The organism is Janthinobacterium leeuwenhoeki (genome assembly GCF_051380795.1).
Lineage (GTDB): Bacteria > Pseudomonadota > Gammaproteobacteria > Burkholderiales > Burkholderiaceae_D > Janthinobacterium.
Map to the genome: position 1 here is coordinate 45,622 of NZ_JBNYXT010000027.1, position 26,313 is coordinate 71,934.

Sequence of the window (26,313 nt, forward strand, 5' to 3'; positions counted from 1 at the left end):
CCAATAGTAAAAGCGCCGTACAGGAACCCCCTTTTTTCATATTCAATTATTTTCACTAAGGAATGCATTATGCCTATCGCTACCGCCCAAGCCGCACAAAAATTGCTCACTCCGAACGATCATACCCTGATCATGATCGATCACCAGTCGCAGATGGCATTCGCCACCCGTTCCATCGACCTGGCCCTGCTGCGCAACAATGCGGCCCTGGTGGCCAAGGCCGCGTTTGAATTCAAGGTGCCGACGATTTTGACGACGGTGGCCGCCACATCGTTCTCCGGCCCTATTTTTGACGAAATCCAGTCCGTCTTCCCGGACCAGGCGCCGATCGACCGCAGCAGCATGAACACCTGGGAAGATGCGCGCATCGCCGACAAGGTGAATGGCTACGGCAAGGGCAAGATCGTGCTGGCCGGCCTGTGGACCTCCGTCTGCATCGTCGGCCCCGCGCTGTCGGCGCTGGAGCAGGGTTTTGAGGTGTACGTGATTGCCGACGCCAGCGGCGACGTCTCCGATGAAGCGCATGCGATGGCCATGCAGCGCATGCTGCAGGCAGGCGCACAGCCGATGACGTCCGTGCAATACTTGCTGGAACTGCAGCGCGACTGGGCCCGTGGCGAGACCTACAACGAGACGGTGGCAACGGCCGTGGCGCACGGCGGCGGCTATGGCCTGGGTTTGATCTACGCCAAATCCATGTTCAATGCCAGCGAAGGCCATTGATTGTTCGTCGATGTATCGTCCCCGCCAGCTGGCGGGGCATCGTCCAGCACCTGATTCCGGAGAAGCAGCATGAACGCAAGCACCATTTTACTCAATGGCCGTTTCCACACGGTCGACAGGATGCAGCCGCTGGCGTCCGCCGTCGCCATCGCCGATGGCAAATTCCTCGCCGTGGGCGACGCTGAAGACGTGATGCGCCATCGCGGCCCCGCCACGCAGGTGATCGATCTGGATGGCCGCACGGTGATTCCCGGCCTGAACGACTCGCATTTGCACCTGATCCGCGGCGGCTTGAACTACAACCTCGAATTGCGCTGGGAAGGCGTGCCCTCGCTGGCCGACGCCTTGCGCATGTTGAAAGAACAGGCGCTGCGCACGCCCAATCCGCAATGGGTGCGCGTGGTGGGTGGCTGGACGGAGTTCCAGTTCGCGGAAAAACGCATGCCCACGCTCGATGAAATCAACGCCGCCGCGCCCGATACGCCCGTCTTCATCCTGCACTTGTATGACCGAGCGCTGCTGAACCGCGCCGCCCTGCGCGCCGTTGGCTACGATAAAAATACGCCGAATCCGCCGGGCGGCGAAATTGTGCGCGACGCCGCGGGCAATCCGACCGGCTTGCTGATCGCCCGTCCGAACGCCATGATTTTATATGCGACCCTGGCCAGGGGCCCGAAGCTGCCGCTCGACTTGCAAGTCAATTCGACGCGCCAGTTCATGCGCGAATTGAACCGTCTCGGCATCACCAGCGCCATTGACGCGGGCGGCGGCTTCCAGAATTATCCCGAGGATTACGCCGTCATCGACGAGCTGGCGCAAAAGGAGCAGCTGACCATCCGCATCGCCTACAACCTGTTCACGCAAAACAAGGGCGCGGAATTGCAGGACTTCCAGAAGTGGACCGGCATGGTGAAGCCCGGCGACGGCACGGATTTCTATCGCCACAACGGCGCCGGCGAAATGCTGGTGTTTTCCGCCGCCGATTTCGAGGATTTCCTCGAGCCGCGCCCGGAGCTGGCGGCTGGCATGGAAGACGAGCTGGAAAAGGTCGTGCGTCATCTGGTCGAGCAGCGCTGGCCGTTCCGCCTGCACGCCACCTATGACGAATCGATCAGCCGCATGCTCGATGTGTTCGAAAAGGTCAACCGCGATACGCCGTTCGGCGGCCTGCACTGGTTATTTGACCATGCGGAGACCATCAGCCCGAAAAATATCGACAGGGTCAGGGCGCTTGGTGGCGGCCTGGCGATCCAGCACCGCATGGCCTTCCAGGGCGAGTACTTTGTCGAGCGTTATGGCGCTGAAGCGGCGAAGGCGACGCCGCCCGTGCAGCGCATGCTGGACGCCGGCGTGCCCGTCGGCGGCGGCACGGACGCCACCAGGGTCGCCAGCTACAACCCGTGGACGGCGCTGTACTGGCTGGTATCGGGGCGCACCGTGGGCGGCCTGGCCCTGACGGATGCGGCGGGCAGATTGTCGCGCGACACGGCGCTGGAACTGTGGACGGCGGGCAGCGCCTGGTTCTCCAGCGAGCAAGACAAGAAGGGACGTATCCGCGAGGGCATGCTGGCCGACCTTGCCGTGCTGTCGGCCGATTATTTCACGCTGCCGGAGGAGGCGATCAAGTCCATCGAATCGGTGCTGACCATGGTGGGCGGCAAGGTGGTCTACGGCCAGGGGCAATTTTCCTCGCTGGCGCCGCCTTTGATTCCCGTGCTGCCCGAGTGGTCGCCCGTGCGCACGGTACCCGGCCATTACCGGCCCGTGGCCAGGCTGGCGCAAACGCAAGCCATGCTGCCGCACCAGTGCGCGGGCGCCTGCGGCGTGCATGCGCATGCCCACGACCGGGCGCGCAAGTCGGCCGTGCCGGTTGCCGACTTTTCCGGCTTCTGGGGCACGCTGGGCTGCAGCTGCTTCGCCTTCTAGGAGACGATGATGCGCTACAAGAAAGTGATGTTGGGTCTGTTGCTGTCCTTCGTCGTGGGTTTCGTCTGCCAGCTGGCGCATATCCCCGTGCCGGCCCCACCCGTGCTGGGCGCTGCGCTGCTGGTGTTCCTGACCAGCTGCGGCTACTGGCTGACTGGCCGGTACCTGCAGCGCCGTGAATTGCAGCGGGAGGCGCCATGAATGTGATGCTGGCCGGCTCCGTGCTCGGCGTGCTGGTGGGCGTGGCCTGCCGCTGGTTCGACCTGCCATCGCCCACGCCACCTACGCCGACAGGCGCGGCGATGGTGGTGGCCATGACCCTGGGTTTCGTCGTGGCGGGGCACGTCAGCCTCTGAACGCAAAAAAACCGGCCAGGCCGGTTTTTTCAGGATGCCGCGTGCGCAGCAGTGATGCGTCAGCTTATGCGAATGGCGTCAGCAGGGTAATCATCTGGCCAAAGATCTTCGGGCTGGCGGCGATGACGTCGCCCTTGTACAGGTAGTCCGATTCGCCGGAAAATTCACCGACGATGCCGCCCGATTCCGTGATCATCAGGGCGCCGGCGGCGATATCCCAAGGCTTCAAGCCTTTTTCGTAGAAGCCGTCCAGGCGGCCGCAAGCGACGTAGGCCAGGTCCAGCGCGGCCGAGCCGGCGCGGCGCACGCCCTGGCTGCGTTCACCCATGATCGCGTACATTTTCAGGTATTCGTCCAGCGCGCGGGCGCTGCCGGCCACATAGCCGGTGCCCAGCAGGGCGTTCGAGATACGGTCCAGCTTGGTGACGCGGATGCGCTTTTCGTTCAGGTAGGCGCCGGCGCCCTTGGTGGCCGTGAACAAGTCGTTGCGGACCGGGTCGTAGATGACGGCTTGCGTGACGACGCCGCGATGCGCGAGGGCGATCGAGATGCAGTATTGCGGGAAGCCGTGGATAAAGTTGGTGGTGCCATCGATCGGGTCGATGATCCACTGATATTCATTCTCGTCGTGCGAGTTGGCGGAAGCTCCCGATTCCTCAGCCAGGAACGCGTGGTCCGGGTAGGCTTTGGACAGCACCTCGATGATGGCTTGTTCGGCCGCCTGGTCGACGTCGGTGACGAAATCGTTATGTTGTTTTTCCGTGACGACGACGCGGTCGAGGTCAAATGAGGCGCGATTGATGACGGCGGCGCCGCGGCGGGCGGCTTTGATCGCCGTGTTGAGCATTGGGTGCATGTGAGCTTCCGTTAAAAGCACGCGACCGCCCATGGCCGCCTTGCGGCGCCGGTACGATAGAGTGCAAGAATGAATTAAAGAGCGGAGCGGTGCCGAAGTGGTTAAAATCCCGGCCTGGAGTCAGCCTTTTGTGACTCCGTTTCCCGAAATTTCCTGTATCGATACCGCGCAATAGCGCTATTTTAAATGAATCTGCCCGAAATCAACACGTCTCTTTTCAAACGCCTGCGATTTATTCTTGTCGAAACTAGTCGTCCTGGCAACATTGGCGGCGTCGCGCGCGCCATGAAAACGATGGGTTTTTCCGATCTGGTGCTGGTCAATCCCCGCTTTCCCGATGCCTTGACGGACGCGGAAGCGGTGGCCTTCGCCAGCGGCGCGCAGGATATTTTGTCTGGCGCGCGCATCGTCGGCTCGATCGCCGAGGCGCTCGAAGGCTGCAATTACGCGGCCGCCGTGTCGGCCAGATTGCGCGAATTTTCGCCGCCCGTCACCGCGCCGCGCGCCATCGCGGCCCAGCTGGCCGCCAGCGCAGACTTGCACGCGGCCGTCATCTTCGGCAACGAGCGCTTCGGCTTGCCCAACGAGATCGTCGAACAGTGCAATGTGCTGATCAACATTCCCGCCAATCCCGAGTATTCCTCGCTGAACCTGTCGCAGGCGGCGCAGGTCGTCGCCTATGAGTGCCGCGTGGCGGCCCTCGGCGATGAACAAGTCGCCAGCGCGGTCGGTTTCCATGGCGACGCGGCCAGCCTGGCGCAGGTCGACGGCATGTATGCGCATCTGGAGCAGGCGCTGGTGGCCATCGATTTCCTCGACGCCGACAACCCGAAAAAGCTGATGCCCCGTCTGAAACGCCTGTTTTCGCGCACGGGGCTGGAAACGGAAGAAGTCAATATCCTGCGCGGCATCGCGCGCCATATCTTGGCGGTGGCGAAAAAGGCGCCATGATAGAAACCCGGCTGCTGCGCCAGTTCATTGCCGTCGCCGAGGAACTCAATTTCCGCCGCGCGGCCGAACGGCTGCACATGGCGCAGCCGCCGCTGTCGCAGGCCATCCTGCGGCTGGAAGAGGCGCTCGGCTACCCCGTATTCGAGCGCACCAACCGCAAGGTCAGTTTGACCCCGGCCGGCAGCACTTTTCTGGCCACGGCGCGCCAGGTGCTGGCCAGCCTGGAAGAGGGCGTGGCGGCCACGCGCCGCGTGGCGCAGGGCATCGAGGGCCACCTGCGCCTGAGTTTCATCCACATCACGCCATATGCCCACGTACTGACTGCCTTGCGCGCGTTTCGCGCCGCCTCGCCTGCCGTGCAATTCACCTTGCGCGAAGCGTCGACGCAGCAGCAGGTCGAGTGGCTGGAGCGGGGCGAGGTCGATATCGCCCTGCTGCGCGCGCCGGGATGCAGCACGCCGGGCCTGCGCTTCGAGCGCCTGTCCGGTGAAGACATCGTCGTTGCGCTGCCGTTGAACCACCGCTGCGCGGCTCAGACGCGCGTGGATCTGGCGGACCTGGCCGATGACGATTTCGTCGCCTCGCCGCGCGCGCTGGGCCAGGGTTTCCACGACCAGCTGGCCAGCCTGTGCCTGCATGCGGGCTTCGTGCCGAATGTGGTGCAGCAGGTGCGCCGCTTGCAAACGGTGCTGGGGCTGGTGGCGGCCGGTTTCGGCGTGGCCCTGCTGCCGGCCAGCCTGGCGACCTCGGCGCCGCTGGGCGTGCTCATGCTGCCGCTGGCAAGCAGCGCGCCCGAGGCCTTGCGCCAGCTCGACCTGTACATGGCGTGGGATCCGCAGCGCACATCCCCCGTGCGCGAGCGGCTGCTGGCGCAACTGCGGTTGTCTGCTGCTCAGTGAGACTTTGAGCGTCTCGTTTCAAGATAAATAAGATATTTTACAGATGGCGGCCCAGGGGCCAGCATGGCGCTTTGATTATCAGGAATGGCCATGTCCAACGTTTCGTCGCGCAGCCGCGCGCTGCCGCCCTCTATTTATTGGCTGTCGCTGTGCAGCTTTGCCTTCGGCTTGTGCGAATTCATCGCCGCCGGCCTGTTGAGCCCTATGGCGCGCGACTTGCACGCCAGCGTGGCGGCCGCCGGCGGCGCCATTGCCGCCTATGCGCTGGGGGCGGCCATCGGCGCGCCCATCCTGACGGCCATGCTGGCGCGCCGGCCCACGCGCCAGGTGCTGGTGGCCACCATGCTCGTGCTGGCGGCCGGCAGCGTCGCCATGGCGCAAGCGCCGGCACTGGGCGCGCTGCTGGGTGTGCGCTTTGCCGTCGGTCTCGCGCATGGCGTGTTCATGGCCGTCGCTTCACATGCGGCCACCAGCCTGGTCGATCCGTCCCGTGCGGGAAGGGCGTTGTCCATCGTCTGGCTGGGCCTGACCCTGGCGCTGGCCGGCGGCGTGCCGCTGGGGACGTGGCTGGGCGCCGTCTCGTCGTGGCGCTGGGTATTCGCCGCCATCGGCGTGCTGGCCCTGTGCGGCAGCGCCGGCTTGCGCTGCGCCATGCCGGCCGTGCGCCAGCAGGCTGTTGCCGCAGCACCGCTGGCCAGCCTGCGCGCCATCTTGCAAGCGCCCCTGCTGCTGGCGGCCGGCGTGGCGGCGCTGGTCAGCGTGGCCACCTTCAGTTTTTTTACGTACATCTCTCCCTTCCTGCTGCAACTGGGCGGGCTCGATGCAGGCTGGCTCAGTGCCGCCATGCTGTGCTTTGGCGTGTGCGCCATCGGCGGCAACCTGCTGGGCGGCTGGTGCGCGGATCGCCCGTCCGCATTGAGATCCACCATGCTGGCCCTGGTCGCGCTGGCGTGCAACCTCCTGGGGCTGTATGTGCTGCGCGCCCAGCCCCTGGCCATGCTGGCCCTGTGCGGCACTTTGGGCTTGCTGTTCTTTGCCCTCGTGACCTTGTCCACCATGCGGCAGCTAGCCCTGGCGCAGCGGCATTGCCCGGGCAGCGACGCCGTGGCGGCGGGCCTGAATATCGCCGCCTTCAATGCGGGCACGGCCTTGGGGGGCGCGCTGGGCGGTGCGCTGATCGTCGCCTTTGGCTTGCCCGGTATCCCCATTGGCGGCGCGCTGGCGGCGCTGCTGGCCATGCTGCTGCTGTGGTTTCAGTCGCAAAAACTAGATGTGCCGCTCTAGTTTTTGCGTTCAAACGCCCATTGCCTTTGGCGTACACTGGCCTGCAAAAGGCGGCATAAAACAAAGGGATAGGGGATATGCAACGCAGATCGTTTCTGAAACTGGGCGTGCTCGGCGCCTGTGCGCTGGCCGCCGGTGGCGCCGCGTACCGCCTGGTGCGCGGGCCGGCGTCGCCTGGCCGCTTCATGCTCGATGGCGCGGCGCGTGCGGCGCTGGCGGCCATCGTGCCGGCCATGCTGGGCAGCGCGCTGCCGCCGCCGCAAGCGGCTGCGCGGGCCGCAGCGCTCGATGGCGCCATCGCCGGCGTGGACACGGCCATCCGTGGCTTGCCGCTGGCGGCGCAGCAGGAGGTGCAGGATTTGTTTGGTCTGCTGGCGCTGGCGCCCGCGCGGCGCTTCGTCGCCGGCGTGCACGGTGGCTGGCGCGAAGCCGATCCGGCCCAGGTGGCGGCCTTTTTGCAGTCGTGGCGCACGCACCGCCTGGCGACACTGCAGACGGCCTACCTGGCCCTGCACGATCTGATCCTCGGCGCCTGGTATGCCGATGCCGCCCATTGGGCCGCCATCGGCTATCCGGGACCGCTGCCCGAACTGAGCGCATAAGGCTACCATGAGCACCTCCCCCATACCCGACCCCATCGCCATCGGTCTTGCCGCCGGCTGGAACGTCACCGACGCCAGCACCCTGGCCGCCGACCGCACCCTGGAGGCCGATGTCGTCGTCATCGGCAGCGGCGCCGGCGGCGGCGTGACGGCGGAAATCCTCGCGCTGGCCGGCCTGAAAGTGCTGATTGTCGAAGAGGGCGGCTTGAAGTCCTCGCAAGACTTCAAGATGCGCGAAGCGGACGCCTATCCCGCGCTGTACCAGGAATCGGCCGCGCGCAAGACGCGCGACAAGGCGATCAATATCCTGCAGGGGCGTACCGTCGGCGGTTCGACCACCGTCAACTGGACCTCGAGCTTTCGCACGCCGCCCGGCACCCTGGAATACTGGCGCCAGCATTTTGGTTTGTCCGGCTACTCGGTGGACGCCATGGCGCCGTGGTTCGCCATGATGGAAAAACGCCTGCACGTGAGCGACTGGGCCGCGCCGCCCAACGAAAACAACGACTTGTTGCGCCGCGGCGCTGCGGCGCTGGGCATTCCCACGGCAGCCATCCGGCGCAACGTGAACGGCTGCTGGAACCTCGGCTACTGCGGCATGGGCTGCCCGACGAATGCCAAGCAGTCGATGCTGGTGACGACGATCCCCTCGGCGCTGGCGCTGGGCGCGGGCCTGCTTGTGCATGCGCGCGCCGAGCGTTTCCTTTTCAAGGGCGAGCGCATCGACAGCTTGCAGGTGACGGCGCTGGACGCCGCCGGGCAGGCGCTCACGGGCGTACGCCTCACCTTGCGCGCCAAACACTTTGTACTGGCCGGCGGCGCCATCAACTCGCCGGCCCTGTTGCTGCGCTCGCAGGTGCCCGATCCGCATGGCTTGCTGGGGCGGCGCACCTTTTTGCATCCGACGGTGATCTCGGCTGGCCTGTTCCCCCAGCGCGTCGACGCCTACGCGGGCGCGCCGCAAACGATCTATTCCGACCATTTCCTGCACACGGCGCCCATCGATGGCCCCATCGGCTACAAGCTCGAAGCGCCGCCTTTGCACCCGCTGCTGATGGCCACCACCATGGGCGGCTTCGGTGACGAACATGCGCGCACCATGCGCCAATTCCCCCATGCACATGGCTTGCTGGCGCTGCTGCGCGACGGCTTTCACCACGAGGCGGTGGGCGGCACGGTATCCATCGACAGCTTCGGCGCGCCCGTGCTCGACTATCCGCTCACGCCATTTATCTGGGATGGCGTGCGGCGCGCGTTGCTGTCGATGGCGGAAATCCAGTTCGCCGCCGGCGCGAAAAGCGTCTATCCCGTGCATGAAATGGCCAGCCACTATACGAGTTGGGCGCAGGCGAAGCAGGCCATCGGCGATTTGCCGATGAAGGCGCTGCTGGCCCGCGTGGTGTCGGCCCACGTGATGGGCGGCTGCGCCATGTCGGACGATGCGCGCCTGGGCGTGACGGCGAGCGATGGCCGCTATCACGGCGTGCGCAACCTGTCCGTGCACGACGGCTCGCTGTTGCCCACCTCGATAGGCGCCAATCCGCAATTGACGCTATATGCCCTGGCCGCGCGCCTGGCCAGCGGCCTGGCGCAAGCGGTGACGGGCAAGCCGGCGCCCGTGCCCGTTCCAGCGACAGCATGATCGCGCGCATTCTCAAGTGGCTGATGCTGCTGCAAGTGCTGGCCGTGCTGGGGTTGGCGTACCTGGCCATGCAGGCCTGGGGCGTCGCTTCGCCCGCCATGGCCTTGCTGCTGGCGGTTGCCATGCTGCTGGCCGTGCGCGCGCTGATCGTGGCGCGCAATTTCTGGCAGAGCCGGCGTTTGGGTAGCCCCGTGCCACAGGACTATCAATTGGGTCTCGGGGGCGCCGCGCGCCTGTTTTTCGGCGAACTGCGCGCCACCCTGTGGGCGTCGTCGTGGGGCATGCTGCGGCCGCGCCTGCATGCGGCCGACTGCATCACGCCTGGCCAGGGCTTGCCGGTGCTGCTGGTGCACGGCTATGTGTGCAACGGCGGCTATTGGACAAAGCTGAGCCGGCAACTGGCGCAGGCGGGCATCGTGCACAAGGCGATCGACCTGGAGCCGATCGATGCCAACATCGATGGTTACGTGACGCAAGTGGAGCAGGCGCTGCAGGTGTTGTGCACGCTCACGGGCAAGCCGCAAGCCATCATCGTCGCCCACAGCATGGGCGGCCTGGTGGCGCGCGCCTGGCTGCGCCACTACGGCGCAGCCCGCGTGGCGCGCATCATCACCATCGGCACGCCGCACCACGGCACGGCGCTGGCCAACCTGGCGGCGGGGACGAATGCGCGGCAGATGAGCCGTATCCATGGCGCGCCGAGCGTCTGGCTGGCGCAACTGGCTGCCAGCGAGACGCCGGAAGCGCGCGCTCTGATCACCTCGATGTATTCGCATCACGATAATATCGTCGCGCCGCAATCGTCCGCGCAGCTGCCCGGCGCGCGCAATCTGGCCTTTGGCGGCATCGGCCATGTGGCGCTGGCCAGCGATGCGTGCGTGCTGCGCCAGCTGCTGGAAGAAATCACTATCAAGCACGAAGCCGCCCGGCCACCTTCCGCCACCCATTTCGCGTGAGTCCTGTTGTGTTTTGTCTGCATGGCAAGGCTGTCTGTTTTGACTCTGCTGTTGCCCGTGTTTAACAGCGCAAGGGGCAGAAAATGCTGTTTTCCACCGGCGTACTGTATTAAGCTAACGCCAGAAGATAGCTGGCGGAAATTTTCCCATAAGGCCGCTTGCGCCGTTCCGCAGGCATCCAGCGGGCAGCTATTTCTCAGGAAGTATGGCAAGATGTTGTAGTATTGTTATGTGGTCCGCACAATCGGAAAGATGAACGCAGGCAGAAAATGAGTCCATGCAGTTTTTATTGGGGGGCGCTAATTGTCCGCACGTATCCTGATTATCGAAGATAACGCCACCAATATGGAATTGATGGTGTATTTGCTGCGCGCCTTCGGGTACACGCCGCTGGCCGCCTATGACGGCGAAGAGGGCGTGCGCATGGCGCGTAGCGAATTGCCGGACTTGATCATCTGCGACGTGCATTTGCCCAAGCTCGATGGCTATGGCGTGGTGGCGGAACTGAAGAAAGACCCGCAACTGCGCAAGATCCCGGCCCTGGCCGTGACGGCGCTGGCCATGGTGGGCGACCGCGAACGCCTGCTCGAAGCGGGCTTCAATGGCTACATCGGCAAGCCGATCGAGCCAGACCTGTTCGTCGCGGAGCTGGAGTCTTTTTTACCCGGGGCGCCGTCGACGCCAGTTAAAAACGACATAGCTACGATATTGATCGTTGACGATCATGTGCTGAACCGCGAGTTCCTCACCGCACTGCTGGGCTACGGCGGCCATCGCCTGCTGGAGGCGGCGAATGGCGCCGACGCGCTGGAAATACTGCGCACCGAGCGGCCGGACCTGATCATATCCGACATCCTCATGCCGAACATGGACGGTTACGAATTCGTCACGCGCGTGCGTGCCGATCCCGCGCTGACCGACGTGCCCATCATCTTTTACACGGCCACCTACCGCGAGCAGGAAGCGATCTTGCTGGCGCAGGCGTGCGGCGTGCGCTGGGTGTTGCCCAAGCCGTCCGATCCCGAGCTTATCGTGCGCACCGTCAACGAGGCGCTGGGACTGATGCCGGCGGCGGCCCAGGTGCCGGCGGCGCCGGATGCGGGCGGCAATGTGGCGCCTCCCGCCGCAGGCAAGCTGGCCGATATCGAGCACCAGGTCAGCGGCTATCTCGATGAACTCGAATCGAGCAGCCAGCAGATTTCACAGCTGGCCAGCCAGCGCGAGGGCCAGGCCGCCATCCCCGAAGACCTGGCCATCATGACGGAGCGCCTGTCGCGCTCGCTGTCGAGCCTGCAGGCGGTGAGCCTGCGCCTGACGGCCCTGATCGAGCTGGGCATCGAGCTGGGCGCCGAACGCGATCCGCGCGCCCTGATCGAGGCGGGTTGCAAGGTGGCGCAGAATATCTGCGTCTCCAAGTACGCCTGCATCGGCGTGCTGGAAGAGGGCGCCGAAAAGCTCAGTTATTTTTCCTCGTGCGGTGCCGAAAAGAACCTCGAGCGCATCGCCAGCGCGCCGCGCACGGGCATCCTGAACCGCTTGCTGGAACAGCGCCAGCCCTACCGTGTCAATGGCTTGAAAGGCGAGCCTGGCGCGCTGGGCTTGCCCGACACGCACCCGCCCGTGCATTCCTTCCTGGGCGTGGCCATCGCTTCGCGCGAGCGCAGCCACGGCTGGCTGTACCTGGTGGATAAACTGGGGGCGAATGAATTTTCCGAAGTCGACGAGCGCGTCGCCGCCACGGTGGCGGCGCAGATCGCCGTCGCCTACGACAACCTGCTGCTGTACGACGAGATCAAGCGCCACCACGAGCAGCTGACTCTGGACATGGCGGCGCGCATCCGCCTGGATGAAGACTTGCGCCGCTTCCGCCTGGCCATGGACGCCACGGCCGATGCGATTTTCCTCGTCGACCGCGCCGGCATGTGCTTCGTCGACGTCAACCAGACGGCGTGCCGCATGCTCGGTTTCGAGCGCGAGGATTTCCTGCGCGTGGGGCCGGGCCGCGCGCACGAGGGCGAAGCTCAGCTGGAAGAACTGTACAACAAGCTGCTGGCAGGCGACCAGGGCGGCCCGATGACGGAATTGCAGCTGCAGCGCAAGGATGGCTCGCCCCTGTCGGTGGAAGTCCAGCGGCGCACCCTGCGCTCGGGGCAGAGCTGGATCCTGGTGGCCGTGGCGCGCGACATCACCGAGCGCAAGGATGCCGAACAGCGCCTGATGAAGCTGGCCCATTTCGACACCTTGACGGGCTTGCCGAACCGCATCCAGTTCTACGCTTCGCTGACCCATTCTCTGGCCCAGGCGGCCGAACACCAGTGGGCCGTGGCCGTGCTGTTCATGGATATCGACCGCTTCAAGAATGTGAACGACACCCTGGGCCACACCGTCGGCGACGACCTGCTGCGACAGTTTTCCAGCCGCCTCGTCGATTGCCTGCGCGTGCGCGATACCATTGGCCGCTTTGGCGGCGATGAATTTGCCACCATCCTGCTGCTGCCCGAAGGCGCCCAGCATGCCGTGGGCGTAGTCGACAAGATCCGCGAAGCGATGCGCAAGCCCTTCGATTTGCAGGGCCATGAGGTGACGGTGACGGTCAGCATCGGCATTTCCGTGTACCCCGACGATGGCGTCGATGCGGACACCCTGATTCAGTATGCCGACACGGCCATGTACCGCGCCAAGGAGGCGGGCCGCGACGCCTTCCGCTTCTTCACGGCGGAAATGAATGCCCAGTCGATGGCGCGGCTGGACATGGAAAACGCCCTGCGGCGTGCCATCGACAACGAGGAATTCGTGCTGTTCTTCCAGCCCAAGGTGAATATCATCTCGGGGCGCATCAGCGGCGCCGAGGCGCTGATACGCTGGCGCCGCCCCGGCCATGGCATGGTCTCGCCTGCCCTGTTCATCCCCCTGCTGGAAGAAACGGGGCTGATCGTGCGCGTCGGTAACTGGGTGCTTGACGAAGCGTGCAAGAAGATCTGCGAGTGGTGCGCCAGCAGCATTGGCCCCGTGCACCTGTCGGTGAATGTATCGGGCATCCAGTTTTTCGTCGGCGGCCTGGAAGAAGAGGTGCTCAAGGCGATCCGCAAGTACGATATCGCCCCCGACCTGCTGGAGCTGGAGCTGACGGAAAGCTCGCTGATGTCGAATGCCGAGGAAACCATCGCCGTGCTGCGCAACCTGAAGGCGCTGGGCATCCAGATTTCCATCGACGATTTCGGCACCGGCTATTCCAGCCTGGCCTATCTGAAGCGCTTCCCCATCGACAAGCTGAAGATCGACATCGCCTTCGTGCGCGAAGTGACCAGCAATCCGGACGACGCGGCCATCGTGCTGGCCATCATCAGCATGGCGCACAGCATGAAACTGGACGTGATCGCCGAAGGCGTGGAAAACGATGCGCAGCTGGCCTATTTGCGGCGCCACGGCTGCGACGAGATGCAGGGCTATTATTTCAGCCGCCCCGTGCCGCGCGAGGAATTCGAGCAGATGCTGATGAAAGGCACGCTGCTGCAGGCGCCGCAGGACGCCGCTGGCGACGAGCAGCAAACCTTGCTGATCGTCGACGACGATGTCTTCATGCTCGATGTGCTCAGCGATTTCCTGGCGCAGGACGGCTACCGCATCTTCACGGCGCAGACGGCCGCCGAAGGCTTCGACATCCTGGCGCGCCACAAGGTGCAGGTGATCCTGTGCGACCAGTGCATGCCGCTCATGAGCGGCACCGAATTCATGGAGCGGGTCAAGCACCTGTGTCCAGACACTTTCCGCATCATGCTGTCGGCCTTTGCCGACCTGACGCCCATCATGGCGGCCATCAACCGTGGCGCCGTCGACCGCTTTTACACCAAGCCGTGGAAAGGCGCCGTGCTGCGCGAGAATATCCGCGAAGGTTTCCGCCTGCACAAGCTGCTGCATGGCCAGGTGAAAGCGGCGGCGTAGGCGCTTGCTGCGCGCGAGCAACTGGCCGCCGCGTGCGCTGGCGCACGTTCAGACGCAGCTTTGTATCGAATTAGATTCCCGTCTCTAGTTTTGCTCACTAGAATAAACCGCATCCATGAAGTGGCATGGCCTTTCACATGACGGGAGCTGGCGATGGTGAAGAAATTGAAGGAGACGACGGACGACAAGGAATTGGCAAGCGCCGTGCGCTCGTCGGCGCAGCAGATATGGCAAGCGGGCCTCGGTGCCTTCGCCAAGGCGCAGGAAGAGGGTGGGCGCGTGTTTTCCAAGCTGGTAAAGGAAGGCACGCAATTCCAGACGCGCGCGGAAGACAAGGTGGCCGATGTCAGCGACAGTGTCAGCAAGCTGGCCGATGGCGTGGGCAAGCAGGCCAGCGGTTCCTGGGACAAGCTGGAACAGGTGTTCGAAGAGCGCGTCGCGCGCGCCCTGGCCACCATTGGCGTGCCCATGCAAAACGATATCGCCGCCCTGCACGCCAAGATCGATGCCCTGAGCTTGCAGGTGGCGGCGCTGTCCGCCAAGGCCGCGCCGGCGCCCAAGCCGAAGGCTGCGGCCAAGCCCGCCGTGAAGGCGGTGCCGAAAACAGCACCGAGAATCGCAGCAAAAGCCGCGCCGAAAGCGGCCGTCGCCAGGGCCCCGGCCAAGCCGGCAAGCAGGCTGCGCCGCGCGCCGCAGCCAGGCCGGTGAGCAAACCGGTGAGCAAACCGGCGGCGAAGAAAAAAGCGCCGGCCGCCTGAGCTGGCGCCGCCGCCCTCCAGCCTGCTCGCGCAGGCTTTTTCTTGTCTGCGTTTTTCGCCGGCGGCTAGGGGCGGAGTGTTTCATTATGGCTATTTTAGGTGGTATGCTTGCGGCAGAACACAGAGAGATTGCCCGCCATGCTACAAAAAGCACCACGCCGTACCCGCGAACGCATCCTGGAGTTGTCGCTGCGCCTGTTCAATGAGTTTGGTGAGCCGAATATCACGACGACCGTGATAGCGGAAGAGATGAACATTTCACCCGGCAACCTGTATTACCACTTCCGTAACAAGGACGATATCGTCAATTCGATCTTCGTCCAGTTCGAGGCGGAAATCGAACGCATCCTGACCGTGCCCGACGGGCGCCGCTCGAATATCGAGGATGTCTGGCTGTATCTGCACCTGATGTTCGAACTGATCTGGCGCTACCGCTTTTTCTATCGCGACCTCAACGATTTGTTGTCGCGCAACCGCAAGCTGGAACTGCACTTCAAGCTGATCCTGTCGCACAAGATCAAGGTCGCCACCCAGCTGTGCGAAGACTTGCGCAGCGAACAGTCGCTCGAAGCGTCCGACATGGAAGTGGCGGCGATGGCGACGAATATGGTGGTCGTTGCCACCTACTGGCTGTCGTACGAGTATGTGCGCAACCCGCGCAAGTACAGCGAGCAGCAATCGATGTCCGATGCGCTGGCGCGCGGCTGCTACCAGGTGCTGTCCCTGATCGGGCCGTATTTGCGCAATGAAACGCATTTGCTGTTTCGCAAACTGTCGGAAGAGTATGTGACCAAACTCAAGAACGACTGACGCTGCTGCTGGCGCCACGTCGCTATTTACAGGAGAGATATATGGCTTGGAAACAATTCCCCTATCCGGACGCAGCATATGTCTACACGCCGCAAACCCTGGACGCGGCCTGGGCGCGCCTGCATGCGGGCGACGTGGAACCCTTTCCCACGCACTCTGCGCTGGTGCAGGCCTGGCTGGCCTTCCATGCGGGCGACTTCGAGCGCGCCGTGAAGCTGGGCCTGGCCGTCGGCGTGCCCGGCTATGCGGTGGCGCACAAGGCGACTTGCATCTACGCCACGCACCTGGAAGTGAGCGACAGCCAGAAACTCGACATGTATGAAGAAGTAGCTGAGCGCTGCGAGCGCCAGCAGAGCGAGCAGCCGGACAATCCGGCCGGCTACTACTGGCATGCCTACAGCCTGGGCCGCTATGCGCTGGGCACGTCCGTCGTCAAGGCCCTGGCGCAGGGCATGGGCGCGCGCGTGCGCAACAGCCTGGATCGCACGATGACGGTGGCGCCCATGCATGCGGAAGCGCATATCGCGTTTGGGATTTATCATACGGAAATTATCGACAAGGTCGGCGCCATGATAGGCGGCCTGACCTATGGCGCCAACAAGGAAGACGGCTATCAGCACTTCAAGACGGCGCTGGCCCTGACGCCGTCTTCGGCGCTGGCGCACAGCGAGTATGCGCGCGCCTTGAACATGCTCGACGGAAAGAAAAAGCTGGCGGAAGCGCTGGCCCTGTATGGAAAGGCGGCCGGGTGCGTGGCACTGGACGCCAAGGAACGCCTTGAAGTCGAGGCGGCGATCGATGAATTGAAAGAATAAGGACGACTGTGATCAAGGCTTTATGTGTGTATTGTGGCGCCAATGCGGGCGTCTCGCCGGACTATGCCGTGGCGGCGCGCGAACTGGCGCGCGTGCTGGTGGCGGAGAATATTTCGCTCGTGTATGGCGGCGGCAAGGTGGGCCTGATGGGCGTGATCGCCGATGAAGTGCTGCGCCTGGGCGGCGAGGTGACGGGCGTGATACCCACCCAGCTGGTCGAGCGCGAAGTGGGTCACATGGGCTTGACGCGCCAGTTCATCGTGAAGGACATGCATGAGCGCAAGGCGATGATGGCCAGCCTGTCCGACGCCTTCATCGCCATGCCCGGCGGCTACGGCACCCTGGAAGAACTGTTCGAGATGCTGACCTGGGCCCAGCTGGGCTTGCACGCCAAACCCATCGGCTTGCTGAATGTCGACCGTTTCTATGACGGCTTGATCGCTTTTGTGCAAAACGGCAAGGAGCAGGGTTTCATCCGCCCGCAGCATGCGGCGTTCCTGAACGCCGATGCCGATCCTGCGACGCTGGTGCAGCGGCTGAAGGACTGTGTGCCGTAAATTTTCCTTGTGGAATCTTATCCAACGCCATGCATTGTGAAATGCATGGCTTTTTTATTTCCACACGGGAAAATTGATCGAGCTCAACAACCCAATTAATAAAAATATGTCCATAATATTTCTCTAGAGGCATGCTTTTTTGAAAATTAAGATGCTTTTTAGGTATGACTGTGGTCTACTGGCATGGTTCAAAAGTTAGGAATATCGGACACCGACGAGTGTTGTACAGACTCCCAAAAAAAGGTGCCGATCTGTTTCAAGTTGCCACAGCCACGCTACTTCATCATCTCGAAAGGATGCTATTTTGAAACCTATGACCCTCTTGCGCGCGACCGCTGTCGCCGCCATTCTCGCCGCCGCTGGCGGCGCCCAGGCAGAAACCACCGTTATCGGCTTCGACGCGCTGGAACATCCGGGCTACTTCGGTTCCGTCTTCAATTCCTACTCCGAAGGCGGCTATAACTTTGACAGCAGCTTCCTGGGCCTGTTGAGCTCGGCACATCAGGATAGCTTCGCCTATGCCGGCTCGGCTGGTCTGGGTGCGACAGCCCTGTCGACCACCACCCTGAGCCGTGCCGATGGCGCCGCCTTCTCGCTCAGCTCGATCAGCCTGGCCGACTTCGTGAGCTTGCCTGGCTCCTACGACGTGACGTTCGTCGGCCACCAGGTGGGCGGCGGCACGGTGACCCAGACCTTCAGCATCGATGGCAGCCATAACTTCAGCAATTACACGTTCACGGGTTTCAGCAATCTGCTGTCGGCAACGTGGAAGGAAGGCGCCTTGCACACCTTCCAGGTTGATAATATCGCCGCCACTGTCAGCGCCGTACCGGAACCGGCCACCTACGGCATGCTGCTGGGCGGACTGGGCCTGCTGGGCTTCATGCTTCGCCGCAAGAACGCTGCCTGAGCCTGAACATGCTGCCGGCCAGGCCGGCGCATGCGTAAAACATGCCGCCCAGTGGATGCCGGGCGGCATTGTTACGTGGAATTCATGACCCTGACTTCAGGACCACAGGCGCTGGCCTGACAGGTCAAGCTGGGTCAGGTACAGGCGCACGTCGAATTCGTACTGGTGGTATTGCGGTTCCATATACGTGCACAGCTTGTAGAACGCCTTGTCATGCTGCTTTTCTTTGACATGCGCCAGTTCGTGCACGGCGATCATGCGCAGGAATTCCAGCGGCACTTCCTTGAACATGGTGGCCACGCGGATTTCATGCTTGGCCTTGAGCTTGCCACCCTGCACGCGCGAGATCGAAGTATGCAAGCCCAGCGCGTGCTGGATCACATGGATCTTGCTGTCGAACGCCACCTTATTGATGGGTTCGGCATTGCGCAGGAATGTATTCTTCAAGTCCTGCACATACTGGTATAAAGCCTTGTCGTTGCGCACATCGTGCGCATTCGGGTAGCGTTTTAACAGCACTTCGCCCAGCTTGTCCTGCGCGATCAATTGCTGCACTTGCGCTTGCGTTTGTTCGGAATAGGCGCTCAGGTATTTCAGGGATGGCTGCATGCGGGGAAGGGCGGGGCGGGGCGCGGCGGTGGCGGAAGGCGAGAATGTACCATACCGCCGCGCCCCGCGCTGCCCCAGCCCTTGCACGGGGCCGCCAGGGCCGCCCCGTGCCTTCCTGCGTCAAGCCGCGCGCTGCTGGGGTAGCCCGGCCTGCCGCTCAGCCCGCTCAGCTCTTGTCGTCCTCGTCCTTGCCGCCTTGCCGGCTCGCCTTCGCCTGTTGTTCGGCGCTGCCGCTGCGCGCCGCCGTGCCGCTGCGGTGTTCATTGGCGCGCTGGGCCGATTGCCGGCTTTCACCGCCCTTGCGGCCGATTTCCGCCATGTGTACACGGTTGCGGCTGACGGCTTCACCGCCTTTCTGCCCGGCCCGGCGTGCCTCTTCCGAGTCGAATTCATGCGCCGTGCCCTTCTGGTGGGCTGCCTGGCCGCCCTTGCTGGCAATTTCGCGTTGCTGCTCCTCGTTCATGGCGGCAAAGCCGCGTTTGCTCGTGCCTTTGGCGCTGCCCGATTCGCCGGCTTTCTGGCTGTTGCCAGCGCCTTTGCCCTGCTCATTACTGTTGGCCATGTCGCTCTCCTTGCTGTCGAGTGGGGTCAAGATTCAAGTGTTCAATGCGCCTGATCGGATTGCCTGCTGGCATCGCGGCCGTGGCCCGTGCCATCGCGCTGGCCCGTGGCATGCATTTTTTCGATCATTTCACGCTGGCGCTGCGTGGCTTTTTCCGTTTCTTCGGCCGTCTTGCGCACCACTTCGTCAGCGAAGGCTACGGCCGTGCGGCTCGCTTCGGGCAGATAGTTCTCTGCCGTGCGGTTTATCTCGACATTGGCCTTGGCGACGAGGTTGCCGAGTTGCTGCCGGTACTGCTGCAGCTTGTTGCTGCTCGGTTGCAACTGGGCCGCAGCCAGCGACATCAACTCGCCCGTATCGCGTGCGCACAGCAGTTGCTGGCTGGCGCTGCTCCATTCCTGCAGCAAGTCTTGCGCCAGCCGCAGATGCAGCTCGCTCAGTTGCTGCGCCGTATCGAACAGCTTGCGCGATAGTTCCGTGGCGAAATGGCACTGGGCCTCGAGATGGGATTTCAGGGCGGGGCTGAGACTGGGGGGGATGCTGTTGATGAACATGTTCTACCTCAATGAAAAGCGGATCCAGGAAACACCCGGTGTAGCGGATGCGACGTATGCTGAAGCAAGCAAAGGGATAGACGCCGGATGGCGTGCCAAGTTCCATGAGAGGTGGCGGTTTGGCCCGAGAATGGGGCCTGGCAGGTGGAAAAACGCGATGACTTTGTGCCAGATCAAATGAACGTGAATCGGCTTGCCGCCGCCGGCAGCCATGCTGCCTGTGTGGAAAATGCAGGTTTACAGGCCCGGCCGTGCGACAATAGCCGGCTCGCGGCAGCGCAGCCGATGGCCGGCGCGCGTGGCTGAGCCGAGCATAGCCCACCTTTTTTGCCTTATTCCGCGACCATGACGCATCCCGAATACATCCTGACCCTGTCCTGCCTGGACCAACGCGGCATCGTGCACCGCGTCTCCGGCTTCCTGGCCGAACGCGGCTGCAACATCCTCGATTCCGCCCAGTTCGGCGACCAGGAATCCCAGCTGTTCTTCATGCGCGTGCATTTCGCGCTGGAAGACGGCGCCGTCAGCGACGCCCAGTTGCGCAGCGACTTTGCCGACTTGTCGCAAGCCATGCAGTTGAACGGCCCCTTCCACGGCCAGTTGCACGATGCGCGCGTCAAGCCGCGCGTCATGCTGATGGTGTCGAAGATCGGCCATTGCCTGAACGACTTGCTGTTCCGCTACAAGAGCGGCTTGCTGAATGTGGAAATTCCCGCCATCGTGTCGAACCACATGGAGTTCTACCAGCTGGCGGCCAGCTACAATATTCCCTTCCACCACCTGCCGCTGGCAACCGGCGCGTCGGAAGCGGCCAAGCTGGCGCAGGAAGCGAAGATCATCGAGCTGATGGACACGCACAAGATCGACCTGGTGGTGCTGGCGCGCTACATGCAAATACTGTCGCCGGGCCTGTGCCAGGCGCTTGACGGCCGCGCCATCAATATCCATCATTCCTTCCTGCCCAGCTTCAAGGGCGCCAAGCCGTATGCGCAGGCGCATCACCGCGGCGTCAAGCTGATCGGCGCGACGGCCCATTTCGTCACGGGCGACCTGGATGAAGGCCCGATCATCGAGCAGGACGTCGAGCGCGTCGACCATGCGATGGATGCCGAGACACTGACGGCCATCGGCCGCGACGTCGAGTGCGTGGTGCTGGCGCGCGCCGTGAAATGGTTCGTCGAGCACCGCATCCTGAAAAATGGCGACAAGACCGTGGTTTTCCGCTGATACCGACTTCACTATTCACTTTACCGAGACAGAAACACGATGGCCCTCAAAGCAACAATTTTCAAAGCCGATCTGCAGATCGCCGACATGGACCGCAATTACTACCAGGATCACGCGCTGACCCTGGCGCGCCACCCGTCCGAAACGGACGAGCGCATGATGGTGCGCCTGCTGGCGTTCGCCATCCATGCCGACGAGGCGCTGACCTTCACCAAAGGCCTGTTTGACACGGAAGAGCCCGACCTGTGGCAGAAAGACTTGACGGGCGCCATCCAGCTGTGGATCGAAGTGGGCCAGCCAGACGAAAAGCGCATCCTGAAGGCCTGCGGCCGGTCGGAGCAGGTGATTGTCTACAGCTATGGCGCAACCAGCCACATCTGGTGGAAGCAGATCGCCAATAAGCTGGAACGGGCGAAGAACCTGACCGTGATCAACCTGCCATCCGAGGCGGCGCAAGACATGAGCAAGCTGGCGCAGCGCAACATGCAGCTGCAATGCACGATCCAGGATGGCCAGATCTGGCTGACCGACAGCGTCAACACGGTGCTGATCGACCGCGAACCGGTGAAGCCGGCGCGCTGATTTTTTAGCGCTGTAACGTAAAAAAGCCCGGAGCGATCCGGGCTTTTGTCGTTGAAAATACTCAGTTCGGTGCGCTGCCCAGCCGCTTGATGCTGCTCGAACGCTGCATGCTGCGGCTGATGCGCGGGTCGCCGTAGTAGCTCACTTCGCCCGAGCCGCCGATGCTGATGGCCAGGTCTTCCTTGGCCCACACGGTGGCCTCGCCCGAACCGCCGATGCTCACCTGCACCTCGCGCGCGGCCAGGCGGCCCGCCTGGATATTGCCCGAGCCGCCGATCGACGCCGTCAGCTGCTCCGTCTTGCCGCTGGCCTTGAAGTTGCCGCTGCCGCCGATGGCCACGGCCACCATGCGGCTGTCGAGGTCGCGCGCGTTGATGGAGCCGGAGCCGCCCACGTCGAAGCGCAGATTCTCGGCGCGCAAGCCCGTTGCCGTGATGTTGCCCGAGCCACCCACGCTGATGCGTTCCACCTGGCGCGCCTGGATGACGATGCTCAGGTTGCTCTGGCGGAAGCTGGCATTGCGCTTGGCGGGGCGGATGCGCAGGGTGCCGTTTTCCACGGCCGTCTCGATCAGCGGCAGGATATTGTCGTCGGCCTCGACGGTGACGCTGTCCGTGTTGCCTATGCGTAATTCGACCGTGCCCGGCACGTTCAGCGCCACGGCATGGAAACTGCCCACTTCGCGCGTCTGCTTTTGCAGCTTGCCGCTGCCCTGGATGCTGTTGCCGGAAATCCAGTCGAGCGGCGAGGCCAGCGCCGGCGCGGCCGGGATGGCCAGTGTACAGGCGGCCAGCAGCAGGGTGGTCACGGCGAGGGCATGGCGGGGTTGGAAAATTGCGTGTGTCATTCTTGCTCCCTGTTTTGAATTGGACTGTGTGCATGGTATGCCAGGCGACCGGGCTTGCGTACCGCCCTGCGACAGCCTGCGCCAGCAGCGGCATGGAATGCAGGAGGATGCGACAGGATGGCATGAGGTATCATGTCGGTGGGACATACGACGACCGGCACGCGCCGGTCACACTACTGGAATTACATGCTGATCATCACCATCAAACAGGGCAAGGAAAAGAGCTTGCTGGGCCAATCGTGGATTTACGCGTCCGCGATTGAAAAAGTCGAAGGCAAGCCGCAGGAAAAAATGAAGCCTGGCTCGACGGCCATCGTGCAAAGCTCGGCGAAGCAGTTCATCGCCCGCGCCGCCTACAATTCGAAGTCGCAGATCCGCGCGCGCATCTGGAGCTTCAAGGAAGACGAACCCGTCGACCATGCGCTGATCAAGCGCCGCGTCAAGGCGGCCATCGAGAAAAAACTGCCAGCCATCAAGAAGGCGGGCGAAAACCAGCTGTTGACCCTGATCAAGGGCGAGGACGAGGGTTTGCCTGGCCTGGTGGTGCAGCTGTTTGGCGGCGTGCAAGGCTATCTGATCTGCGAATTCAACGCCGGCGGCGTCGACGCCTGGAAAGTGGCCATCGTGCAATCGCTGATGGCGTCCACCGCTTGCGTCAATGTGTACGAGCGCTGCGACGACCTGATGCGCAAGGGCGAAGGCCTGCCTTTGATCGACGGCGCCCTGGCTGGCGAAGAGCCGCCCGATGAAGTCATGCTGACGGACAACGGCGTGCGCTATGCGCTGGACCTGAAAACGGGGCATAAAAGCAAGTTCCGTTGAGAACGGCTGCCTGACATAAAAAAACCGGCGTTGGCCGGTTTTTTTATGCCTGTTATTCCAGGGGCACGCTGCGGTACTTGTTGACCTCCAGGGCCGACACGGCCGGTGCATCATTGCCCCACGAGGCGCGCAGATACGTCACCACGGCCGCCACTTCCGCATCATCCATGACGGGGCCGAACGGCGGCATGCCATACGGGCGCGGGTTGCCGCGGGTTCCTGGCGCGAAGCCGCCGTTGAGCACGAGGCGGATGGCGTTCACCGCCGACTCCGTCGTCAGCGCGCGGTTGCCGGCCAGCGGCGGGTAGCCGGGCGGCACGCCCTTGCCGTCGGCCTGGTGGCAACTGGCGCATTGCGCCTCATACAGTTTCGCGCCCAGCGCCAGTTGCTGCCGAACTTGCTCCGACGTCTCGCGCGGCGCCCGTGGCGCGGGCTGCGCGGGGCCGGGCAGGCTTTTCAGGTAGACGGCCATCGCCTGCACATCGGCCGTGCCCATGTGCTGCAAGCTTTGCCGCACCACTTCGGCCATGGGACCGAAGACGGTGGCGCGCGGCGACACGCCCGTTTGCAGCAATTCCACGATATGCGCCGTGTCCCAGTCGCCGAGGCCCGCTTCCGCGTCCGACGTCAGCGAGGGCGCGTACCAGCCCAGCACGGGGATCAAGCCGCCCGACAGGCCGTCGTCGCTGCCGCCCAGGGTCGTGCGGCTGCTGTGGCAGGCGCTGCAGTGGCCCAGGCCCTGCACCAGGTAGGCGCCGCGGTTCCATTCCATGCTTTTGTCCGTCAGCGGCTGGTACACGCCCGGCTTGAAATACAGGGCGCGCCAGGCGGCCAGCGCGATTTGCTGGTTGTAGGGGAAGCGCAGCGCGTGCGGCGCGTTGCTTTGCTTGTGCGGCGGCACGCTCTGGAAATACGCGTACAGGGCGTCGCTGTCTTCGCGCTGCACCTTCGTGTAATTGGTGTACGGAAAGGCCGGATACAGCAGCCGGCCATCTTTCGACTTGCCGTTGTGGATGGCGCGCCAGAAATCGTCGGCCGTCCAGCTGCCGATGCCCGTTTCCTTGTCGGCCGTGATGTTGGGCGAGAGCACTTTGCCGAACGGCGTCTGCAAGGCCCGTCCACCGGCATACGGCACGCCGCCCCGCGTCGTGTGGCACGCCATGCAGTCGCCCGCCTTGGCCAGGTAGGCGCCGCGCGCGACCAGCTCTTGCTGGCTCAGGGTGCTAGCCGCGGCGGGCGGACCGATGTCGTCGCCCGGATACAGCACGAACTTGGCGCCGGCCGCGCCGATGGCCACGATGGCGGCTGCGATCATCCATTTTTTCATGGCGCCACCTGCGCGCCGGAACCCGGCACGCCGCCGCAATGCAGCGGCAAGGGCAGGGCGATGCTGCTGGCGGGGCGCGCGTCGGCCGACGCCACTTGCGTGCCCAGCCAGGCCGAGATGGCCCCCACGTCCGCGTCCGACAGGCGCTGCGCCACTTGCGCCATGCAGTCGGGCGCGTGGGCGCGGCGGATGCCGTTCTTCCAGGCGCCCAGCTGGGCATTGATATAGTCGCGCGGCAAGCCCAGCAAGCCCGGGATGGCGGGCGCCACACCGGCCAGCTGCTGGCCGTGGCAGGCGATACAGGCGGGAATCTTTTTGCCGGCATCGCCCAGCAGCACCAGCTGCCTGCCCCGTGCCAAAGCCGTCGTGCCGGCGCTGCTGGGCTGGGCCGGCAGCGGGGCAGGGTGCTGCGCGGCAAAATAGTCGGCAATTTCGCGCAGGTAATCGTCCGGCAAGTGTTCCACCATATAGTTCATCATCGGATACTGGCGCCGTCCCTCGCGAAAGTTCAGCAACTGGTGGTACAGGTAGCCCGAAGGTTTACCGGCGATGCGGGGAAAGAAGGCGTCGTGCTTTTCCTGTTGTGCATGGCAAGCCGTGCACGCCTTGATGCGCTGTTCCAGGCTGTCGTGGCTGGCCGAAATGGTGGCGGGCGCGGCCAGCGCCGTGCCGGGCAAGGCGGAAGCCAGGGCCAGCACCAGCACGAGGGGGGAATGCAGTAGCATGGAAAGTCGCATGGGGAAATAAGCTGTCTCGTTGGTCGGGATGGCGTGCCGGTGTTGCTGCCCGGATGTTGTTACCCTAGCATATACCGGCTGCTGTCACTGTGACAGGATCAGTTGTGCAATAAAACTACGGATCAGTTTGAGGAGCAGGGTTGAAACGATATGAGGAATTGGCGGAAGAAGTCGCCGCCATGATCAGCACGCAGCTGTTGTTGCCTGGTGATAAGTTGCCTTCCGTGCGCCAGCAGCATGCGCGCAGGGGCGTGAGCCCGTCGACGGTGTTCCAGGCCTACTATTTGCTCGAAGCGCGCGGCATGATCGTCTCGCGCCCCCGTTCCGGCTATTACGTGGCGCCGCAGCGGGCCACGCTGGCCCCCGAGCCGGACAGTTCGCGTCCGCTCGACGCCAGCACCACCGTCGACGTCAGCGACCTTGTGTTTGAGGTGCTGGGCGCCGTGGGCGCGCGCGATATCGTGCCCTTCGGCTCGGCGTTTCCCAGCCCGCATCTGTTCCCGATGGAGCGGCTGGCACGGGCCGTGTCGGCCAGCATGCGCCGCCTCGACCCGTGGAGTACCGTCACGGATTTATCGCTGGGCAATGCGGAGCTGCGCCGCCAGATCGCCCTGCGCTACCAGCTCGACGGCGTGCTCGTTTCCAGCGACGACATCGTCATCACGAATGGCGCGCTGGAAGCGCTGAACCTGTGCCTGCAAGCCGTCACGCGGCCCGGCGACACGGTGCTGATCGAGTCGCCCAGCTTCTATGCGTGCCTGCAGGCGCTGGAGCGGCTGGAACTCAAGGCGGTGGAGATTGCCACCAGCCCGCGCGACGGCGTCGACCTGGCGGCGCTGGAAGAGTTGCTGCAGCGCCACCGGCCCAAGGCGTGCTGGCTGATGACGAGTTTCCAGAATCCCCTCGGCAGCTTGATGCCGCCGGAAAAGAAGCGCGCGCTGGCGGTAATGCCGTTCAGTTAAGACTGAACGGCATTTTTATTTGGGGCTTGTAAACGTCAGTGTCTGCTGTTAACCTGCCTGGCTATGCTCGACGATACTCTCCACTTTCTTGCCAACC

The 26,313-nt window shown here is 63.7% G+C and carries 26 protein-coding genes and 1 pseudogene; 20 read left to right on the forward strand and 7 right to left on the reverse strand.

The window, feature by feature from the left end; all coding sequences use genetic code 11:
• The first annotated feature begins 69 nt into the window (after positions 1-69).
• The 4 genes from ACQ4WS_RS19005 (at position 70) to ACQ4WS_RS19020 (ending at position 3,005) form a co-directional block, all read left to right on the forward strand.
• Positions 70-723, forward strand: coding sequence for a hydrolase (locus ACQ4WS_RS19005; RefSeq protein ID WP_436478632.1), 654 nt, complete (start codon positions 70-72; stop codon positions 721-723).
• A 69-nt stretch (positions 724-792) separates the two neighbouring features.
• Positions 793-2,649 (forward strand): amidohydrolase, encoded by a 1,857-nt coding sequence (locus tag ACQ4WS_RS19010; protein WP_436478633.1) that lies wholly within the window; start codon positions 793-795, stop codon positions 2,647-2,649.
• A gap of 6 nt (positions 2,650-2,655) precedes the next feature.
• Positions 2,656-2,850: a DUF1427 family protein gene (locus ACQ4WS_RS19015; RefSeq protein ID WP_436478634.1), complete on the forward strand. Its 195-nt coding sequence runs from the start codon at positions 2,656-2,658 to the stop codon at positions 2,848-2,850.
• Positions 2,847-3,005: a XapX domain-containing protein gene (locus ACQ4WS_RS19020; RefSeq protein WP_436478635.1), complete on the forward strand. Its 159-nt coding sequence runs from the start codon at positions 2,847-2,849 to the stop codon at positions 3,003-3,005. The genes ACQ4WS_RS19015 and ACQ4WS_RS19020 overlap by 4 nt, the downstream gene beginning before the upstream one ends.
• A gap of 64 nt (positions 3,006-3,069) precedes the next feature.
• Here ACQ4WS_RS19020 and ACQ4WS_RS19025 read toward each other — a convergent pair whose 3' ends face one another.
• On the reverse strand, positions 3,070-3,852 hold the full coding sequence (locus tag ACQ4WS_RS19025) for an inositol monophosphatase family protein (RefSeq protein WP_035826389.1): 783 nt from the start codon (positions 3,850-3,852) through the stop codon (positions 3,070-3,072).
• A gap of 195 nt (positions 3,853-4,047) precedes the next feature.
• Between ACQ4WS_RS19025 and ACQ4WS_RS19030 the strand changes: the two genes are divergently transcribed.
• The 12 genes from ACQ4WS_RS19030 (at position 4,048) to ACQ4WS_RS19085 (ending at position 17,987) form a co-directional block, all read left to right on the forward strand.
• A complete protein-coding gene (locus ACQ4WS_RS19030; RefSeq protein ID WP_436478636.1) occupies positions 4,048-4,812 on the forward strand; it encodes an RNA methyltransferase in 765 nt (254 codons plus the stop codon).
• On the forward strand, positions 4,809-5,711 hold the full coding sequence (locus ACQ4WS_RS19035) for a LysR substrate-binding domain-containing protein (protein WP_436478637.1): 903 nt from the start codon (positions 4,809-4,811) through the stop codon (positions 5,709-5,711). Before ACQ4WS_RS19030 ends, ACQ4WS_RS19035 begins: the two co-directional genes overlap by 4 nt.
• A gap of 90 nt (positions 5,712-5,801) precedes the next feature.
• Positions 5,802-6,995, forward strand: a complete 1,194-nt coding sequence (locus ACQ4WS_RS19040) for an MFS transporter (RefSeq protein WP_436478638.1) — start codon at positions 5,802-5,804, stop codon at positions 6,993-6,995.
• Between the two features lie 77 nt (positions 6,996-7,072).
• Positions 7,073-7,597, forward strand: a complete 525-nt coding sequence (locus ACQ4WS_RS19045) for a hypothetical protein (RefSeq protein WP_436478639.1) — start codon at positions 7,073-7,075, stop codon at positions 7,595-7,597.
• Positions 7,598-7,604: 7 nt separating this feature from the next.
• Positions 7,605-9,239, forward strand: coding sequence for a GMC family oxidoreductase (locus ACQ4WS_RS19050; RefSeq protein WP_436478640.1), 1,635 nt, complete (start codon positions 7,605-7,607; stop codon positions 9,237-9,239).
• Positions 9,236-10,195 carry an esterase/lipase family protein gene (locus ACQ4WS_RS19055; protein ID WP_436478641.1) on the forward strand — a complete coding sequence of 320 codons (960 nt, stop codon included), beginning with the start codon at positions 9,236-9,238 and terminating at the stop codon, positions 10,193-10,195. The genes ACQ4WS_RS19050 and ACQ4WS_RS19055 overlap by 4 nt, the downstream gene beginning before the upstream one ends.
• A 303-nt stretch (positions 10,196-10,498) precedes the next feature.
• Positions 10,499-14,137, forward strand: a complete 3,639-nt coding sequence (locus ACQ4WS_RS19060) for an EAL domain-containing protein (RefSeq protein ID WP_436478642.1) — start codon at positions 10,499-10,501, stop codon at positions 14,135-14,137.
• A 153-nt stretch (positions 14,138-14,290) separates the two neighbouring features.
• Positions 14,291-14,845 carry a phasin family protein gene (locus ACQ4WS_RS19065; RefSeq protein ID WP_436478643.1) on the forward strand — a complete coding sequence of 185 codons (555 nt, stop codon included), beginning with the start codon at positions 14,291-14,293 and terminating at the stop codon, positions 14,843-14,845.
• Between the two features lie 188 nt (positions 14,846-15,033).
• Positions 15,034-15,705: a TetR/AcrR family transcriptional regulator gene (locus ACQ4WS_RS19070; RefSeq protein WP_436478644.1), complete on the forward strand. Its 672-nt coding sequence runs from the start codon at positions 15,034-15,036 to the stop codon at positions 15,703-15,705.
• 41 nt (positions 15,706-15,746) lie between these two features.
• Entirely contained in the window at positions 15,747-16,520 is a 774-nt protein-coding gene (locus tag ACQ4WS_RS19075; RefSeq protein ID WP_436478645.1) for a tetratricopeptide repeat protein, read from the forward strand.
• A gap of 11 nt (positions 16,521-16,531) precedes the next feature.
• Positions 16,532-17,077, forward strand: coding sequence for an LOG family protein (locus ACQ4WS_RS19080; RefSeq protein WP_436478655.1), 546 nt, complete (start codon positions 16,532-16,534; stop codon positions 17,075-17,077).
• 304 nt (positions 17,078-17,381) lie between these two features.
• Positions 17,382-17,987 (forward strand): PEP-CTERM sorting domain-containing protein, encoded by a 606-nt coding sequence (locus ACQ4WS_RS19085; RefSeq protein WP_436478646.1) that lies wholly within the window; start codon positions 17,382-17,384, stop codon positions 17,985-17,987.
• 96 nt (positions 17,988-18,083) lie between these two features.
• On the opposite strand, the gene ACQ4WS_RS19090 is transcribed toward ACQ4WS_RS19085, so the two are convergent.
• The 3 genes from ACQ4WS_RS19090 to ACQ4WS_RS19100 all read right to left on the reverse strand — a co-directional run bounded on the left by ACQ4WS_RS19090 (position 18,084) and on the right by ACQ4WS_RS19100 (position 19,712).
• A complete protein-coding gene (locus tag ACQ4WS_RS19090; protein WP_131689125.1) occupies positions 18,084-18,596 on the reverse strand; it encodes a YgjP-like metallopeptidase domain-containing protein in 513 nt (170 codons plus the stop codon).
• Between the two features lie 166 nt (positions 18,597-18,762).
• Complete coding sequence (locus ACQ4WS_RS19095; RefSeq protein WP_436478647.1) at positions 18,763-19,158, reverse strand: KGG domain-containing protein; 396 nt, start codon at positions 19,156-19,158, stop codon at positions 18,763-18,765.
• 41 nt (positions 19,159-19,199) lie between these two features.
• Positions 19,200-19,712 (reverse strand): phasin family protein, encoded by a 513-nt coding sequence (locus tag ACQ4WS_RS19100; RefSeq protein ID WP_436478648.1) that lies wholly within the window; start codon positions 19,710-19,712, stop codon positions 19,200-19,202.
• A gap of 345 nt (positions 19,713-20,057) precedes the next feature.
• On the opposite strand from ACQ4WS_RS19100, the gene purU reads away from it, so the two are divergent.
• Positions 20,058-20,939, forward strand: coding sequence for a formyltetrahydrofolate deformylase (gene purU / locus ACQ4WS_RS19105; protein WP_436478649.1), 882 nt, complete (start codon positions 20,058-20,060; stop codon positions 20,937-20,939).
• 39 nt (positions 20,940-20,978) lie between these two features.
• Entirely contained in the window at positions 20,979-21,521 is a 543-nt protein-coding gene (locus ACQ4WS_RS19110) for a YaeQ family protein (RefSeq protein WP_034758748.1), read from the forward strand.
• A gap of 61 nt (positions 21,522-21,582) precedes the next feature.
• On the opposite strand, the gene ACQ4WS_RS19115 is transcribed toward ACQ4WS_RS19110, so the two are convergent.
• Positions 21,583-22,368 (reverse strand): head GIN domain-containing protein, encoded by a 786-nt coding sequence (locus tag ACQ4WS_RS19115; RefSeq protein WP_436478650.1) that lies wholly within the window; start codon positions 22,366-22,368, stop codon positions 21,583-21,585.
• Between the two features lie 186 nt (positions 22,369-22,554).
• Between ACQ4WS_RS19115 and ACQ4WS_RS19120 the strand changes: the two genes are divergently transcribed.
• Positions 22,555-23,190, forward strand: a complete 636-nt coding sequence (locus ACQ4WS_RS19120; RefSeq protein WP_436478656.1) for a class I SAM-dependent rRNA methyltransferase — start codon at positions 22,555-22,557, stop codon at positions 23,188-23,190.
• A gap of 52 nt (positions 23,191-23,242) precedes the next feature.
• On the opposite strand, the gene ACQ4WS_RS19125 is transcribed toward ACQ4WS_RS19120, so the two are convergent.
• Together ACQ4WS_RS19125 and ACQ4WS_RS19130 are read right to left on the reverse strand one after the other, a co-directional pair.
• A complete protein-coding gene (locus ACQ4WS_RS19125; RefSeq protein WP_436478651.1) occupies positions 23,243-24,517 on the reverse strand; it encodes a c-type cytochrome in 1,275 nt (424 codons plus the stop codon).
• Complete coding sequence (locus ACQ4WS_RS19130) at positions 24,514-25,242, reverse strand: c-type cytochrome (protein WP_436478652.1); 729 nt, start codon at positions 25,240-25,242, stop codon at positions 24,514-24,516. Before ACQ4WS_RS19130 ends, ACQ4WS_RS19125 begins: the two co-directional genes overlap by 4 nt.
• A 152-nt stretch (positions 25,243-25,394) precedes the next feature.
• On the opposite strand from ACQ4WS_RS19130, the pseudogene ACQ4WS_RS19135 reads away from it, so the two are divergent.
• A pseudogene (locus ACQ4WS_RS19135) lies at positions 25,395-26,204 on the forward strand (aminotransferase-like domain-containing protein); the annotation flags it as partial.
• Positions 26,205-26,313 lie beyond the last annotated feature (109 nt).

Excerpts from the sequence above, each read along its gene's own strand:
- ACQ4WS_RS19055 (WP_436478641.1), top strand. The coding sequence starts at position 9,236 with ATGATCGCGCGCATTCTCAAGTGGCTGATGCTGCTGCAAGTGCTGGCC.
- ACQ4WS_RS19090 (WP_131689125.1), bottom strand. The coding sequence starts at position 18,596 with ATGCAGCCATCCCTGAAATACCTGAGCGCCTATTCCGAACAAACGCAA.
- ACQ4WS_RS19075 (WP_436478645.1), top strand. The coding sequence starts at position 15,747 with ATGGCTTGGAAACAATTCCCCTATCCGGACGCAGCATATGTCTACACG.
- ACQ4WS_RS19115 (WP_436478650.1), bottom strand. The coding sequence starts at position 22,368 with ATGACACACGCAATTTTCCAACCCCGCCATGCCCTCGCCGTGACCACC.
- ACQ4WS_RS19015 (WP_436478634.1), top strand. The coding sequence starts at position 2,656 with ATGATGCGCTACAAGAAAGTGATGTTGGGTCTGTTGCTGTCCTTCGTC.
- ACQ4WS_RS19100 (WP_436478648.1), bottom strand. The coding sequence starts at position 19,712 with ATGTTCATCAACAGCATCCCCCCCAGTCTCAGCCCCGCCCTGAAATCC.
- ACQ4WS_RS19035 (WP_436478637.1), top strand. The coding sequence starts at position 4,809 with ATGATAGAAACCCGGCTGCTGCGCCAGTTCATTGCCGTCGCCGAGGAA.
- ACQ4WS_RS19065 (WP_436478643.1), top strand. The coding sequence starts at position 14,291 with ATGGTGAAGAAATTGAAGGAGACGACGGACGACAAGGAATTGGCAAGC.
- ACQ4WS_RS19110 (WP_034758748.1), top strand. The coding sequence starts at position 20,979 with ATGGCCCTCAAAGCAACAATTTTCAAAGCCGATCTGCAGATCGCCGAC.
- purU (WP_436478649.1), top strand. The coding sequence starts at position 20,058 with ATGACGCATCCCGAATACATCCTGACCCTGTCCTGCCTGGACCAACGC.
- ACQ4WS_RS19005 (WP_436478632.1), top strand. The coding sequence starts at position 70 with ATGCCTATCGCTACCGCCCAAGCCGCACAAAAATTGCTCACTCCGAAC.
- ACQ4WS_RS19040 (WP_436478638.1), top strand. The coding sequence starts at position 5,802 with ATGTCCAACGTTTCGTCGCGCAGCCGCGCGCTGCCGCCCTCTATTTAT.
- ACQ4WS_RS19020 (WP_436478635.1), top strand. The coding sequence starts at position 2,847 with ATGAATGTGATGCTGGCCGGCTCCGTGCTCGGCGTGCTGGTGGGCGTG.
- ACQ4WS_RS19025 (WP_035826389.1), bottom strand. The coding sequence starts at position 3,852 with ATGCTCAACACGGCGATCAAAGCCGCCCGCCGCGGCGCCGCCGTCATC.
- ACQ4WS_RS19010 (WP_436478633.1), top strand. The coding sequence starts at position 793 with ATGAACGCAAGCACCATTTTACTCAATGGCCGTTTCCACACGGTCGAC.
- ACQ4WS_RS19070 (WP_436478644.1), top strand. The coding sequence starts at position 15,034 with ATGCTACAAAAAGCACCACGCCGTACCCGCGAACGCATCCTGGAGTTG.
- ACQ4WS_RS19120 (WP_436478656.1), top strand. The coding sequence starts at position 22,555 with ATGCTGATCATCACCATCAAACAGGGCAAGGAAAAGAGCTTGCTGGGC.
- ACQ4WS_RS19125 (WP_436478651.1), bottom strand. The coding sequence starts at position 24,517 with ATGAAAAAATGGATGATCGCAGCCGCCATCGTGGCCATCGGCGCGGCC.
- ACQ4WS_RS19045 (WP_436478639.1), top strand. The coding sequence starts at position 7,073 with ATGCAACGCAGATCGTTTCTGAAACTGGGCGTGCTCGGCGCCTGTGCG.
- ACQ4WS_RS19050 (WP_436478640.1), top strand. The coding sequence starts at position 7,605 with ATGAGCACCTCCCCCATACCCGACCCCATCGCCATCGGTCTTGCCGCC.
- ACQ4WS_RS19095 (WP_436478647.1), bottom strand. The coding sequence starts at position 19,158 with ATGGCCAACAGTAATGAGCAGGGCAAAGGCGCTGGCAACAGCCAGAAA.
- ACQ4WS_RS19130 (WP_436478652.1), bottom strand. The coding sequence starts at position 25,242 with ATGCTACTGCATTCCCCCCTCGTGCTGGTGCTGGCCCTGGCTTCCGCC.
- ACQ4WS_RS19030 (WP_436478636.1), top strand. The coding sequence starts at position 4,048 with ATGAATCTGCCCGAAATCAACACGTCTCTTTTCAAACGCCTGCGATTT.